Source organism: Bacillus sp. SRB_8 (assembly GCF_003264205.1).
GTDB lineage: Bacteria > Bacillota > Bacilli > Bacillales > Bacillaceae_G > Bacillus_A > Bacillus_A mycoides.
This window is the reverse complement of the sequence record NZ_NADT01000015.1, coordinates 1-14,157: the sequence shown is the minus strand read 5'-3', so window position 1 is coordinate 14,157 and position 14,157 is coordinate 1. Positions and strand designations below refer to the sequence as shown.

General features: G+C 30.0%; 12 protein-coding genes. 3 read left to right on the top strand and 9 right to left on the bottom strand.

Features of this window, described 5'->3' with window-relative positions:
- The coding region (locus tag B5P40_RS09015; protein WP_220089773.1) for a T7SS effector LXG polymorphic toxin at positions 1-509 on the bottom strand (509 nt) is incomplete at its 3' end.
- A 935-nt stretch (positions 510-1,444) separates the two neighbouring features.
- Between B5P40_RS09015 and B5P40_RS32735 the strand changes: the two genes are divergently transcribed.
- On the top strand, positions 1,445-1,588 hold the full coding sequence (locus B5P40_RS32735; RefSeq protein ID WP_181462940.1) for a hypothetical protein: 144 nt from the start codon (positions 1,445-1,447) through the stop codon (positions 1,586-1,588).
- Between the two features lie 451 nt (positions 1,589-2,039).
- On the opposite strand, the gene B5P40_RS09005 is transcribed toward B5P40_RS32735, so the two are convergent.
- Genes B5P40_RS09005 through B5P40_RS33410 form a run of 3 tightly spaced genes read right to left on the bottom strand, consistent with a single transcriptional unit; the run spans position 2,040 to position 5,246 of the window.
- Positions 2,040-3,608, bottom strand: coding sequence for a recombinase family protein (locus B5P40_RS09005; protein ID WP_078176230.1), 1,569 nt, complete (start codon positions 3,606-3,608; stop codon positions 2,040-2,042).
- Positions 3,605-5,059: a recombinase family protein gene (locus B5P40_RS09000; RefSeq protein ID WP_078176229.1), complete on the bottom strand. Its 1,455-nt coding sequence runs from the start codon at positions 5,057-5,059 to the stop codon at positions 3,605-3,607. Before B5P40_RS09000 ends, B5P40_RS09005 begins: the two co-directional genes overlap by 4 nt.
- Positions 5,060-5,114: 55 nt before the next feature.
- Entirely contained in the window at positions 5,115-5,246 is a 132-nt protein-coding gene (locus tag B5P40_RS33410) for a hypothetical protein (protein WP_258402134.1), read from the bottom strand.
- Between the two features lie 40 nt (positions 5,247-5,286).
- On the opposite strand from B5P40_RS33410, the gene B5P40_RS08995 reads away from it, so the two are divergent.
- Positions 5,287-5,664 (top strand): helix-turn-helix domain-containing protein, encoded by a 378-nt coding sequence (locus B5P40_RS08995; protein WP_078176228.1) that lies wholly within the window; start codon positions 5,287-5,289, stop codon positions 5,662-5,664.
- A gap of 94 nt (positions 5,665-5,758) precedes the next feature.
- Here B5P40_RS08995 and B5P40_RS32730 read toward each other — a convergent pair whose 3' ends face one another.
- Positions 5,759-5,926 (bottom strand): hypothetical protein, encoded by a 168-nt coding sequence (locus B5P40_RS32730; protein WP_165690438.1) that lies wholly within the window; start codon positions 5,924-5,926, stop codon positions 5,759-5,761.
- A 122-nt stretch (positions 5,927-6,048) separates the two neighbouring features.
- Here B5P40_RS32730 and B5P40_RS08990 point away from each other — a divergent pair, with 122 nt between their 5' ends.
- Positions 6,049-7,596: a recombinase family protein gene (locus B5P40_RS08990; protein WP_078176227.1), complete on the top strand. Its 1,548-nt coding sequence runs from the start codon at positions 6,049-6,051 to the stop codon at positions 7,594-7,596.
- 907 nt (positions 7,597-8,503) lie between these two features.
- Here the strand turns inward: B5P40_RS08990 and B5P40_RS08985 are convergent.
- The 4 genes from B5P40_RS08985 to B5P40_RS08970 are packed head-to-tail and all read right to left on the bottom strand — an operon-like array spanning position 8,504 to position 13,672.
- On the bottom strand, positions 8,504-9,760 hold the full coding sequence (locus B5P40_RS08985; protein ID WP_078176271.1) for an MDR family MFS transporter: 1,257 nt from the start codon (positions 9,758-9,760) through the stop codon (positions 8,504-8,506).
- Between the two features lies 1 nt (position 9,761).
- The gene (locus tag B5P40_RS08980; RefSeq protein ID WP_078176226.1) at positions 9,762-11,462 is read right to left on the bottom strand and encodes a gluzincin family metallopeptidase; all 1,701 of its coding nucleotides are present in this window, start codon (positions 11,460-11,462) and stop codon (positions 9,762-9,764) included.
- Positions 11,462-12,760, bottom strand: a complete 1,299-nt coding sequence (locus B5P40_RS08975; protein WP_078176225.1) for an ABC transporter substrate-binding protein — start codon at positions 12,758-12,760, stop codon at positions 11,462-11,464. The genes B5P40_RS08980 and B5P40_RS08975 overlap by 1 nt, the downstream gene beginning before the upstream one ends.
- Positions 12,761-13,672 (bottom strand): ThiF family adenylyltransferase, encoded by a 912-nt coding sequence (locus tag B5P40_RS08970; RefSeq protein ID WP_078176224.1) that lies wholly within the window; start codon positions 13,670-13,672, stop codon positions 12,761-12,763. It abuts the gene before it with no gap.
- Between the last annotated feature and the right edge of the window lie 485 nt (positions 13,673-14,157).

Below are 14,157 nucleotides of genomic sequence, written 5' to 3'. Positions count from 1 at the left end.
GCTTTTTTGCTTTCAAATTGCTTTACTTTTTGAATCGTATCCTCTAGTTCTTTGCTGGCTGCAACCAGTTTTTCATCAAACTGGCTTTTCGGCATACTCAATGAAATCACATCATTCACACTGTTGTAAATATTAGAGATGCGACTATCCATTTCATGTTTCTTCGGTTGGAGGCTGGAAAGTTTGTGTTGTGCTTGCAGTAACGCATCTTCCAGAATAACCGCATTCTCATCACTTTCTCCCGTTGTTGATCGAAAATCCTGTAAAGTTTTCGCCATTTCCGCAATGAGTAATTCATTGGTATCTTTTAACCCAACCACAACTGTATTTTGGTTATTATTGATGTCGTTGACAATCGCGTTTCCTGTTTCACCCTGCATGGCATCGGCCTGGATAATACCATTCAATGCTCTTTGAGCTTGTTCAAGTTGATTATTTGTTTTACTGGTGTCTTTTTGAAGTTTGGCCAGTACTTCATTGAATTCCTTTAAATCTACATGAAATCCCATTTAATTCGTCTCTCTTTCTAGTGATAGTAACAGGGTTGCAGTCATTCCCCCTTAATAAAAGCTTTTAAAACAAATCAATCAATTATAGCAAAATAGATTCTTTTTATATTCCGTAGAGTAAGGGTGGGAGTAGATATTTTTAATCAAACTTTATTTTAAAGCTACAGTTTGATTTTAAAATAAATATGTGTATACAAGTTTTATAATTGTTACGGTTGCTCCAAGATAAGCAAACCATTCCCAAAGGGGTGTTTTTTGTTTAGAATCAGTCATATTGTTATGTCCTCCTTTTTAACATCTTTTAAACAATATATTATCATAATTATGAGATTTTTGATTAATTAGATCATTTCAATTAAGTAGTTCTTTACTTCGAATAGGTTTTATAATCTCTTTATTTATGCATTTTTGAGGAAAATAGGTAAGTTGTAATAAATCCATTAAAATCAAGGAAATGAAAGTAAACTAATATTTAAAAGTTTACTTTCATATTTATAATAAATAAAAAGCACTTTTTAATGTTTTAAAAGTGCTTTAACTTGATGTTGATGTGACGCAACCTCAAGTATGTGTCCCTTCATAATGCTTAAAGGGACTTTGCTCACACAAATGATAATTTTAAAAAATAAGTGCAGAGAATTATATTACATGAATGCTTTTATAAGTGTTGTTACTAATGGAAGTACTCCACCTAAGAATGATAAAACTGTCATTGCGATTGTCATAGTATTTCCTCCTCTTTTTTCGTATTAAGATGTGGTGAATCTTTATACCATCACAAATGTAAGCACCTACATTTATAACAATACATTTCTATATGTAATATTACATATTTATACGTTTAGACAAAAATTAGACCTCTATTAGTCATTCCTTAATGGTATCATAGCGAGGTGAGAGTCTTTAAGGGTTCTCCTTAATAGGAGGAAACGGATATGGAAAGAGTGCAAGCGATTATTGACAGTAATCTGAAATTCAAAAGCTGGGTTAAACAGGTACTAGCTATAGGCGGAATGTTAGGGTTCTGCTACTTGGTGTATTATATGTTTTATGTTTCTTATTTGCTATGTAAATACTAGATAACTACACTAATGGATCCTTACCTACAGAGGTAAGGATCTTTTGTTGTATCTGAAGTGAATTTTTTTGAGGTACTCCAAAATATTGGGTTGATGGGCATGGGGTGGGATCCCAATAATCACTAAATTCTCCTCTCTCCTTACAACGAGAATAACAACATATTTTTTATTTACTCAATTACCGAAGTCTCAAATGTTTTAAATAGTTTCTTATCCCCTAATCACCGAGTACGTTTATTTCTCCAAATCACTGTCCATAATAATAAACAAAGACAAACCCTTTATCCTAAAGATACCTTCTCTTTCTCACGAGCATCAAACTCGGTGATTAGGAGGGAGTGGTATACCACTCCCTCCTAATCACCGAGTAGCAAAAGAATTTTCATCTACAGTTCAACCCAAATACCGATACATCAATAACGAAAAAACAGCCACCAATTTGGTAGCTGTTTTACAAAATCAAGCTGATTTGATTTTTCACATCACGCTTTGAAAAATCGGTTCGTAACTGTAATGAAATATCATATTCTTTACGCTTTTTATTTTCTTTAATGGATACAGATTGAATGAGAGGTAATAAAAATCGTCTTTTATCCATATCGCTTATTTCTTGAAGCTTGACATCATCTTGAAATACTTCATTCAAAATATGTAACCATGTTTCTTTGCTTTTCTCGACTTTTTCTTTGAGGGTGATTTGCTGTTTAAAGTCATTGATTTGTTGTGTGACTCCATCTAGCTTTCGCTGTACATCCAAGCGATAAATCGCTAAGGACTTCAAAAAACGTTTATCATCGTTATTTTTCATACGCTGTTTGAGCTCTTCTGTAATATTGTGAAGGTTGATGGTGTAGTTTTCGAAGAGACACTGATGCTTTTGAATATTGTTATTCAATTCTTGTATCTCATACTGAATTTTTTGTTCTATCGCTTGATATACATTGTGAAATCCACTTATTTTCACATCAGTAAGTGTTTGATTCACTACTTTATCATGAAGAAGGTCTGCATCTATTCTTAATTTGCAGTTAGTGCAAAAATAAATTTTCCCTCCATACTGTTTATTTGTAGAACTTACTGTCTGTTGATTCTTTGTTTTCATTAATTCCTGGCACTTTTCACAAGAAAGCAACCCTTGTAGCAAAAAACTTGTTTTGTAATGTTTAGGAACCATGTTGCCATTACGTTTTTCTGAATAAATACGCCAACATGATTCCCATGTCGTTCGTGAAACGATTGGCTTCACATAGTGGTTTGGTGCTTCAATCCAAATATCCCTTGCATTTTGCTTTCCATCTGTTTGTCGGCGCCATGATAACAAACCACAATAAAAAGGATTAAGCACAATCGCCTTTACATTCTCTTTCCCCCAATCTTTTCCGCGGCGGGAACCGTTTGGGAGTGTATTAGCAATATACTGAAACCCATGACCATTTACATATAAATTGAAGATTTCTTTTACATAGCAAAGTTCTTCAAGGTATTCGATAAACTGTCCATTCGTTTTATCATATGTGTAGCCAAACGGTGGTTTACCGCCAAGCCATTTTCCTTGTTTCGCTTTGTTTTCTAATCCAGATTGTGTTCTTGCGATAATAGTATCTACTTCATATTTTGTAAAACCATCTTCCATCAGTTGCACGATCAAGTCCGTATCGGTATTGTACACACTTTCCGTTGAACTAATGATAATAGGAATACCTAGTGTCTTCATAACAATTCGTATCGTTTGATGCTCAAGAGGATCTCTGGCTAAACGATCACTTTTATAAACAATAACAAAATCAAATTCTTTTCTTTTGGCCGCTTTGAACATATTTTCAAGTTCTTTCCTACTTGTCATTTTATTTTTACGAGCGGAAACAGCCTTATCAAGAAAAGAATGAGTATGAATACACTCATATTTCCGGATTATTTCCATAACAGAATTCAATTGCATATCCATGTCTTGTTTATCAGTAGAATGACGGCCATAAAAGGCAGCATTCATCTTTGATTGCAATATATGAGAAAGCTTCATGATGTTAACACCTCTTGAGTACGTAAGAATGGGTGTTTAAAAACAATTTCACATTCCTTTCCGTCGGTTTTGACTTGCTGTATTAAATCTCGAAAAAAGGAACCCAACTGGCGATTCTCCTTTATCTCATCATAAGACAACGACATAGAGGATTGATAAATACTTACCTTCTCACGTAATTGTTTTACATCACTTAATTCCTGCATAACCTTTTCTTTTTGTTTTTTATATTTTGCAAGCTCATCATACAGTGTCATAATCTCAACTTCTTTTTGTTCCTTATAAGATGTATCATTTTCGCGATACCACGTATCTACTTTTGCAATCAATTTTCCATTAATAAACTGAAGCTTTTCTTCAACCGTCTGTATTTTCTGCTTTATTTGTTTTTGGATGTTTTGTTCGTATCGATCAAATAACTTATGGAAATGGGAAGTGAGTAGACTATGAAAATATTCCTTACATCGTTCAAATACAATTGACTCAATTACATCTTTCATAACATAAACCGATGAATGATGTAAGCATTTATATTTTAAGTTTTCCTTTTTCCTCGCCTTTACTTTTTGTAATGATTCATTACATTTCGAACAAATTAGTAACTCTTGTAACGGAAAGAGGAGTTGTTCAAATACATAATCTTGGTTAGTTCTTGGAGGAGATAAAATGGTAACGATACTATATGCCTTCTCCCATATATCTTTATCGATAATAGAAAGCTTTTCATATTTACTAGTAACATCTTCACCAAAAATATTCATAGTACGCAATCCAATATACGTCGGGTTTAATACGATTTTTCTTATATCCACTGGAAACCAAGGCTTACCGTTCTCCTTCAAACCTAATACACTACATAGTTCTTTCAAGGACTCATATTTTTCCAATACAAGTTCTTGATAAATTCTTTTGACAATTTGTACTTGTTCATCAACCAATTCAATTTCTTTCGTTTCTTTATTCCATTTGTAACCGTACGGGAGACGTCCTGGATTTTTACCACTTTGGAAATTCGACTTTAATGTTTGCTTTAAACGTTCAATAATTTGTTCACCTTCACGTTGGGCCATACCTGCCATAATTAATTCTAGATATTCCCCAATTGGTGTATAGTACATTGGCGGTTCGTTTGGTGCAGTTAAAATAACATTTATCTTCTTATCTCTTATTATTTGATAAATTTCATAATACTCCATTACATTTCTTGCTAGTCGATCACGCTTAAATAAGAATACTGTTCCGACATCGTTATTGTTGATATCTTTCAGCAATTTTTGTAGGGCTGGACGCTTTTTCAAACTAACTTTTCGTGCTGATACCGCTTCATCAATATATTCTTCATCGATAATCAATGCCATATCAATGGAGCGAGTAAGAACTGAATTTTGTTGCATTTCAATTGAATTCTCTTGTGAATCAATTGAACTTCTATAATATGCAACTGTCTTCAATTCAGGACCTCCTCTCGTGATGTTCTACTTACACTGTATGTATCAAAAGTAGTGGCTAGTCCTTTTTAATTGCTTTGACTAACTCTTTTTCAACAATCTTGACATATGCTTCAAACCATTTTTGAGCTGATTCTGGATCATGAACATAACTTACTGATGTAATTGTAATTTTCTTTTGCTTCTTCATTCTATGTATTCCTTTCAATAAATCCTTGGAGGTTAAATGTATGATAAAAGAACTTGGTAAACACATTCGTACACTTCGTACTCAAAAAAGCATTGGACTGAACACCTTTGCAAAACAACTTGGTGTATCACCAGCCTATTTAAGTAATCTTGAAACCGGAAAAACAGATACTATTCAGCTCTCCCTATTACAAAAATTGCAAGATGAACTTCACCTCATCACAATGAATAACTTCTCATTCATACAAGATGAAACCAAATATCGAATTACCCGGGCAAGTGCTTTACTGCATAATTTAATCCAGCAAGATGAAACACTCGGATATTACTTATTAGAAACATTAGAAAGAGGTATTGATCTCTCTCAAGCCTCACCTACTTCCCATAACAATGATCAAGATTATTATTTACAGAACTAAAAAAGCTATTCACAATAAAAAACAATTATTTATGTCGATGAATAATTCAGCAAAAAAAGAAGAGCATACCTCTTAAGTAAAGAGGATGCTCTTTTTACTTTTCTTCTTCCTGACAACTCACTGCCGCTTCAACTATAGACCTTAAAATCAGATTTTTCTTTTCCCACTCTTGTTGGAACCATTCTTTTTGTTCTTCTTTTTCCATTGATGCAAGTGGTGAATGGATAATGACTTTTGTATTACCAAATTGGAATTCTTTCATCATATCCCCCCTTGCATTATATGTATGCAAGACAGAAAAAAAGACGAACTATCACTTTCATAGGACAAGCTAGCCATACATATTTATAACAATAATAATAGACAAGCTGGTAGGTGAAACTAATGTACCGTCCACAAGAACTTGATGTATTCATCTATTTACGTAAAAGTCGAAAAGATCTTGAAGAAGAGAAAAAGGCGATGGAACACGGACAACATTATGATACACTTGAACGTCATCGTACTCAGTTATTAGAACTCGCTCACAAAGAACATCATAATATCATTGATATTTTAGAAGAAGTTGTTTCTGGTGAATATATATCTGAAAGACCTATGATGCAAAAACTTCTTCGCGAAGTAGAATCAGGCATCGCTAATGCTGTGTTAGTAATGGATTTAGACCGTCTTGGTCGTGGGGATATGGTAGATCAGGGAACGATTTATCGTGTGTTCCGCTATTCAGAGACATTCATTATTACTCCAACAGAAATTATTGATCCCAATGATGAAAATCAAGAGTTGACCTTTAGTATAAAATCTTTAATTGCTCGAGAAGAATTAAAAACAATTGTTAAACGTATGCAGCGTGGTAGAAGGGTTTCTGCAAAAGAAGGAAAATCTATCTCTCGCGTGCCAGCTTATGGATACTTACGAGATAATAACTTAAAACTTTATCCTGATCCTGAAAAGGGTTGGGTGATACCAAAAATTTTTGAATTAATGGCGAATGGAATGGGAAGACAGGCAATTGCCCAAGAATTAGATAGATTGGGTATTTCCCCTCCTGAAGGTGAATATTGGAATCCTTCAACTATCTCCTCCATTACAAAAAATGAAGTATATCTTGGTCACATTATTTGGGGGAAAATACGTTATACCAAACAAAATGGAAAGTACATTCGTAAAAAAGTACCGCAGGAAAGATGGCAACGACACGATCATGCTCATACTCCACTTGTATCAGAAGAGTTATTTCAAAAAGCCAATATAGCTCATAGCAAACGTTGGAGACCTCCAACAATAAAAACAAAAAAACTTTCCAATCCATTGGCGGGCATCTTATTATGCAAACTATGTGGTCATTCCATGCTTTATCAACCGCGAAAAGATCGCCCTAATCCTCAAGTCCGTTGTGTACAGCCATCATGTAAAGGAATCCAAAAAGGAGCTTCTTTAGCACTTGTTGAACAGCGCATACTTGATGGGTTAAAACAAATTATGGAAAACTTTGAAATACAAGAAAACATGATACAAAAAAAGAACCCCAAAAATAATATACAACTCCAGCAAATAGCTTTAGAAAAAAAAGCACAACAAGTTAATGATTTACAAAAACAAAAAAATACTCTCCATGATTTGTTAGAAAAAGGTGTATACGATATTGATACTTTTTTAGAACGACAAAAATCCATTGTAATACGTTTAAAAGCTATCCAAACAGAAATCAAACAACTTGAACATGAAATTCAACATGTATTAGACAAAGAAAAATATATATATGAGTTTGTTCCAAAAATCAGAAATGCATTAGAAGCATACTATGCGACTGAAGATATAGAAAAGAAAAATCGCCTTCTCAAATCAGTGCTTGAAAAGGCAACATATTTGAGAAAAAAAAGCTGGCAAAGAACTGATGAATTTGTAATTGAATTATATACGAGGATATAAGCAAAACATCAGATTATTTCACACGAATATCATTTATCTTTTTGAATGTTTAAATGGAAATCTGTAAATAAAAAGGAAATTACAAAATTTAAATACAAAAAATAGCCAAATACCTGTATTTTGAGGCATTTGGCTTATATATTAACTAAATTTCTATGTAAATAACTAATTTTATTTGTAATTAGTTCATTTTGTTTCATCAATTCTTTCTTAAATTTCTTTTAAATCCTCATCGTAATTTTGCTCGCTTGCTATTTCTTTATCTTCTTTTTATTACTTTCTGGTAATTTATTATTGTAAATAAGAAGCATCTTTTCATCTTACAGAGATATTCTATAATCATCAAAAGAAAAGTTTATATTTGTACTCTCAGTTCTACCAAACTCAAGGTTTAATTCTTCTAGAATAAACAAGGCATCTGAATTCCTTGTATTTTCCAAAAGCACAAAAAACGATAAAATTTCTCACTTCTATTTTTGTTATATGTTTCCGGAATTTTTTTCTTGTGCATCAGATTTAAATTTATTCTCGATAGGTGTTTTTGACTTTTTCTCCTTTATATCAAATGATTTTTTCATCATTTGTTTCCTGATAAGAGAAGTTTTTAAGATATACTACCTGTACCTAATTATATGTTATCCACTTCCTTACTTAAGTTCATTTTCCCTTTGTTGAAGTAATAGTATTTCAAGTTTAGGAAATTATTTATAAAGACTTTAGAGTTTTTGCACCAGAATCAAAATGTACACCAAATATTTAAATTCTATCTTATAAATAGCATTTAATACGTAAATCCTAGCCAAATTTTTATTTTTTTTATAAATACCTATCACATATACGTTGGTAGAACAAAATTTTTATTGAATAAAGCTTACGGTAAATGACATTATCATTGAAACAGAGTATCTCACTTATAATAATTTTCCCCTCTACTTGTTGATAAAGATTTTTTAGTCCCTATTGAGTAATAAATAGAATAGTACATTAACATTGCTCCTAAACTTAAAATAACGAACGTGTAAATAAACATTGAAAGGGGAGATAATATTGTACCCAAAACTATACCAAACCTAGCTAATAATTCAGAAATATTATACCCTAAATTATTTAGTCCCGAATAAGTTCCCCGCTTATTTTCTGGAATCATTTTATATTTTTTTTCATCGAATATAGGTGCATAAACTATCTCGCCTATTGTTGCAATAATCATGAATAAAATCAGCGGTAGTAAATGGTTTAAATAAATTATATTAGAATATCCTATTACGTAAAATGATAATCCCATAATCAAGCGTGCTTTTTCATTTAAAAATGACGTATACTTTATTACCATGTATGTGAATACCACTACGATGATAGTATTTACTATCATTAAAGTTGAATACATTTTCACGCCATCAATTAAAAACGAAAAAATCATTGTATCATTAAAACTTTCTTTCAACCTAATAGCGACATATGAAGAGGTTGATAATTCAGCCATCATAATAATACTAAAAGAAATACTCAATATAACATATTGCTTATCTTTTAATACATCTTTATAACTATGACAAATGTTTAAAAAGCTGATGTGTTTCTTTTTTATTTCTAAAGCATTAGAATCTTTCTTTATCCACTTCCATAGTGCTAAATAAACTAGAAAGAATACTAATGATGCCATAAGTATAACTATAGAGTGATTTGCTGAATATAAAATCCCTCCTAAGAATGCTCCAAAAGCTACTGCAACATTAGTTAGCCAATAATCTATTTTAAACACATAATTCTCGACATCTGGAGTTATGGCGTCCATAATTATCGTATCCATAGCAGAATATTGTAACCCCCAAGTTATACTAAAAATTGAATAACTCACACAAAACAGTGTTATATTTTGGTAACTATTCAATAAAGATATAGCCATAAGTATTAAAGATATAGCCATTATTAATTGATAAATCAGTACAGATTTTTTTTTAGGGAAGATTTCAATTAGATAACCACCTAATAAAGCTACAGGGAAATTTAAAATAACTAATATGGATAAAAATATCCCGGAAAATTTCACACTAACCAAATCACTTAAATATAAAGCTATAAAGGGTAAAAATGCTGTTGTTATAATTTCTTGAAAAAAATTTGAAATTAACCTAACTTTTAAAGTTAGGTTTAGATTTTTAATGTTATTCATCTAATTCACCGTTCAGCTCTTTTAATATATTTTTAATATGTTGAATACAAATTTTATTAATATCCTTTATTTCTAGTTCATTTGGTATAATAGATTTGAAAAAATCGTAATCATTAATACGTTCTCCATATTGATATAATTCAACAATTTTTGGTGGTTTTTTTTGTTCGTCATAAAAGTTCATAGCAAGCATAAATCCGATCGCATAAAATAAATTATATTCTAGCCTTAAACCATCATGACCTTTTATCCAATTATATTTATTAACCTCAATATCCTTAAACTTTGAGTAACTTCTAAAGGATCTAATTACCCCATCATATTCTGAGTTGATAATATCTTCAGTAAGAATTTCATTGCTAGCTTTCTCTGAGAGAACCTTCAAAATTGAGAGATACTCAAAAGGAATAAAGTAATCATCTTTTAATATTTCTAACAGTTTTAATTTTAAAGATAAAGTAGATAAACCATGATTATCAACATTTATAAGATACTTAATTAGTAAAATCTCATTTAAAAACGATGCAAACTCTGTCTTTAATATAGAAGTCTCAGAATATAAAATTGATCCACTTCTTTGAGAAAGATATTGGGCTATAGCTCCACCTATTTCATGTACAAGAGCAAATAAACTCTCTATATCATGACTCCAATTCATTATGATATAAGGATGTGTGTTATAAGAAGAGTATGAACGTGCACCAAATTTTTTCTGGTTTGACTCTTCATAGTGTATCCAACCTTCTTCAAATACTTTTCTTAATATACTAGAATATTCTTCTCCTAAAACAGATAAAGCAGAAGTAATAATATGTTTTGCTTTATCAAAAGAGATTTCGTTTTTTTCTTCACCTAGGTAATACAAATCGTAATGCGACATATAAGTATAACCTAATAATTTTCTTCTAATATCTATCATCTCTTTGAATAAATTCTTTACAATTATTTCTTGATTAGAATATTCTTCTTTAGTTATTTTAAAAAAGGAATTATTTATAGATTTTTCAAAATAATCACTAAACCCTTGATTTATAGAAATATAATTTTGGATTTGATAGTTTGAGTTAATAATAAATGCAGCGCTTGAGCTGATTTCTGATAATGATTTAATACAATTGAGATAAGTTTTTTTTCTATATTCTCTATCGCTATTATTTAAGCTAGGCACTAAATCATTTTTATATATTGTAACCTCTTCATTATTATGTTTGAATTCACATAAAATTAAATCTTTATATAATAAATGATCATAGTTGTTAGATAAATCCATTCTGTTATAAAGTATCGTAATCGAATCATCTTCAGAAAACTCGTGTGGGAATATGTTTTGGTAGTAATATGAAAACCTTTGAAGTTCTTTATCATCATTCCATTCATCTATTAAATGTTGTAAATTATTCTTTACATACCCATTGATATCTTCACACTTATCTGAAATCAATTCGTAAAGCTGTTCAATTTCCCTCATATCATCCATTTTAGCTGGATTATTAACATTTAATTCATATTGAATTAGTGAATATGTATGCAAACCATCTAGCTGCGTATATAAATATTCCAATTGCAGAATATTTTCCTTTATGTTCTTCGGGCTAAAATTAAAATTATTAATTTCATCAAGTATTTTATAATAAGTGTCTTGCCATTTGTTGATATCTTGATATAAATCTGACGAGAAATTTTGAACCTTCATTATTTACCCTCCAAAAATTTAAAAATAAAGTTATCATTATCGTCTATAATAAAACCTTCCATACTATTACTTATTAAAAAATGATGATTTAAATCACCTATCGTTACAAAAAGAGCAAACTTATCTAAATATTCATCCAATAAATATTCATCAATTTTTCCATCTATCCATTTATTCAATAAATCTATATAGCAATCAATTCTCGACTCAGGTAAAAAATCGATTTTTTCTATATAATAATCTACTTTATTTTGAGTAATCGGATAAGCAACATTAATACAAATATCATAATTAGATTTACTATACTCTTCCATAAAATAATCCAAATCACCATGCTTTAATTTCACATTTACATTTCTCTCTTTATAAAATGAACCAATTTTATTAGCTAAAATGTTGTTTGGATAATAATCGGAATATAATACAGTTAATTTATCATGTTTTACTCCATCATATTTACCATTATTCACTTTTTTTATTGATGATACGATATCGTTTTTTAAATACTCATCATTTTCAATAAGTTCGTATATAGAATTAACTAAATTATTTTTTTGATTTAAAAAGAATTCGCTAAATTCTATTCTTAAAGACAAATTAGATTTTTTTTGTCTAAAATTCTTATTTTTAATTAGTTGTTTTCTATATTTTTGATAAAGTATAGTTGTAGAAGTAACATCCAGATTTCCTCCATTAAAATTCAATATATTTATAAGAGGATCTTTTTCAACTTTAAATTCTAGCATTTCGCAAATATTTTTTTCATAGTAAGGGTTTCTCTCCAAAATCATCCAATTATTTTCCGTTTCCATTTGAAAAGGACCATAAACAATGTTTGAAGATGGTAAACCTTTAATAAATTTAACAGGAGAAAAATATATGGTAGAGAATACGTGCTTATAATAATCACTATTCGTCAAAGACTTAATATATATAGTATCGCTGTTAGTAGATATCTTTATATTCTTTAAATCGTCAATATCGCCATCTAAATAATCTTTTACACCTTCAATAAAGTCTATATATTGTGCTAAAGGTAGTTTATTTTCGATTATATAAAACAATGTTTTCTTCAAATCCTCTGGGGTGCACCTTTCTCCATTTGACCAATAAAACTCTTTAAATGTTAGAGCTATATTTGTATTTTGAGTATTGTCGATTATTAAATTTTCTGTGAATTCATTGTTTATCTTTAAAAATAAAGGTTCATACATTGCAGAACATAACAAGCATGAAGAATAATCCCTCACTTTAAAGGGAATGCTCTCTTTAGGACTGTCATCCAAAAAAATCTTCATCTATATTACCTCCATTTTCAAATTTTTAAAATTAATAATCTTCTCTTTATAATAAGGGTAATTGCTATCTAGTTTAGTTAAATACATCATAATATCATATGCTAGAAAGCATCCTATTATACAATTAGTAGGAGAAATAGATCCTTTAACTTTAGCAGTATAATCGTCATCTATTTTATGTTTATATCTATTATTTAAGTCATAAATTGGTCCCCAACTACCTGTATCAATACCAACATTCCCTGATATAAAAGGAATATTATTTTCAGAACAGAAAGAGGAAATGATTTCTATAATATTATAAGGAGTATCAGCACAGTTGACTAAAAAGTCTACATTTTTCAAATGATCTATATTTAAATCTTCTTTTACTTCAATTTTTTTATTGACCTCATTAACTTTAACATCATTTAAAAGATTATTGGCTATTGCTTGTGTTTTATTTTTATTAATATCGCCATTTCTAAACAATACCTGCCTATTTAGATTACTACTTTCTACTACGTCAAAATCTACTACTGTAAATTCCTTGATTCCTATTCTTTGAAGATTATCTATTACAACAGTTCCTATGCCGCCGCCACCAATTACTCCTATTTTTGTGTTTTTTAATAAATTTTGTATCTGTGGAGGGTTTATTTCATAACTATCTGAAAATGATTCAAAGAAAAACAAATTTCTTTCAATAAAATCTTCGGTAATATTGTGTTCATACTCTTCACATGCTAATCCATTATCAATTAAGAAATTAATAATTTCTCTAGGGGTATTTTCGTCATATATTTTTTCTGAAAAAATATTATAATAATATTTTTTAGTATCATCTATTTGAAATTCATCAGTTCCTTTATTTATTAAAGTAACCTTATTTTCTTTATCATACCTTATGTATACACCATCTTTTAATTTCATGATTTACCTCCATAATTTTAAAACGTATTGTCAAAAATTTTATTTAAAATAGGCTATGAGATGCCTTAATAGAGCGATTTATAAACAAAAACAATTGTTAAAGCAACTAATGAACATTCCTATATAATGTTCTAAACTGATTGTTTTAGAACAAGACTAGTTCATCTAGCACACAGCCTAATTTTATATAGCCAATCCCTTAAGAAAATCAACAAGCAACGAATCTAGCACTGGTTAATTACAAAAAAGATAGCTATTTAACATACTTTTTTCATTGCTCTTATTAATAAGAATTCAAACTATTTACATTTTGGTCAAGGGCAATTATGTAGCTTTCCACCAAATAAATGAAAAAAGGCTTGAATTCCTATTGAGTTTCCATAGAACTTTTGACATTACCTTTTAAAAGGATATGAAGAAAACACTTCATATCCTTTTAATGTTATACAATTAATATTATGTACGTTTCACAAGCTCTCTAGAAG

Coding starts and splice junctions, on each gene's coding strand:
- B5P40_RS08990 (WP_078176227.1), top strand. CDS start 6,049: ATGTACCGTCCACAAGAACTTGATGTATTCATCTATTTACGTAAAAGT.
- B5P40_RS32730 (WP_165690438.1), bottom strand. CDS start 5,926: ATGAAAGAATTCCAATTTGGTAATACAAAAGTCATTATCCATTCACCA.
- B5P40_RS33410 (WP_258402134.1), bottom strand. CDS start 5,246: ATGAAGAAGCAAAAGAAAATTACAATTACATCAGTAAGTTATGTTCAT.
- B5P40_RS08970 (WP_078176224.1), bottom strand. CDS start 13,672: ATGAAATTAAAAGATGGTGTATACATAAGGTATGATAAAGAAAATAAG.
- B5P40_RS32735 (WP_181462940.1), top strand. CDS start 1,445: ATGGAAAGAGTGCAAGCGATTATTGACAGTAATCTGAAATTCAAAAGC.
- B5P40_RS08980 (WP_078176226.1), bottom strand. CDS start 11,462: ATGAAGGTTCAAAATTTCTCGTCAGATTTATATCAAGATATCAACAAA.
- B5P40_RS09005 (WP_078176230.1), bottom strand. CDS start 3,608: ATGAAGCTTTCTCATATATTGCAATCAAAGATGAATGCTGCCTTTTAT.
- B5P40_RS08975 (WP_078176225.1), bottom strand. CDS start 12,760: ATGAAGATTTTTTTGGATGACAGTCCTAAAGAGAGCATTCCCTTTAAA.
- B5P40_RS08995 (WP_078176228.1), top strand. CDS start 5,287: ATGATAAAAGAACTTGGTAAACACATTCGTACACTTCGTACTCAAAAA.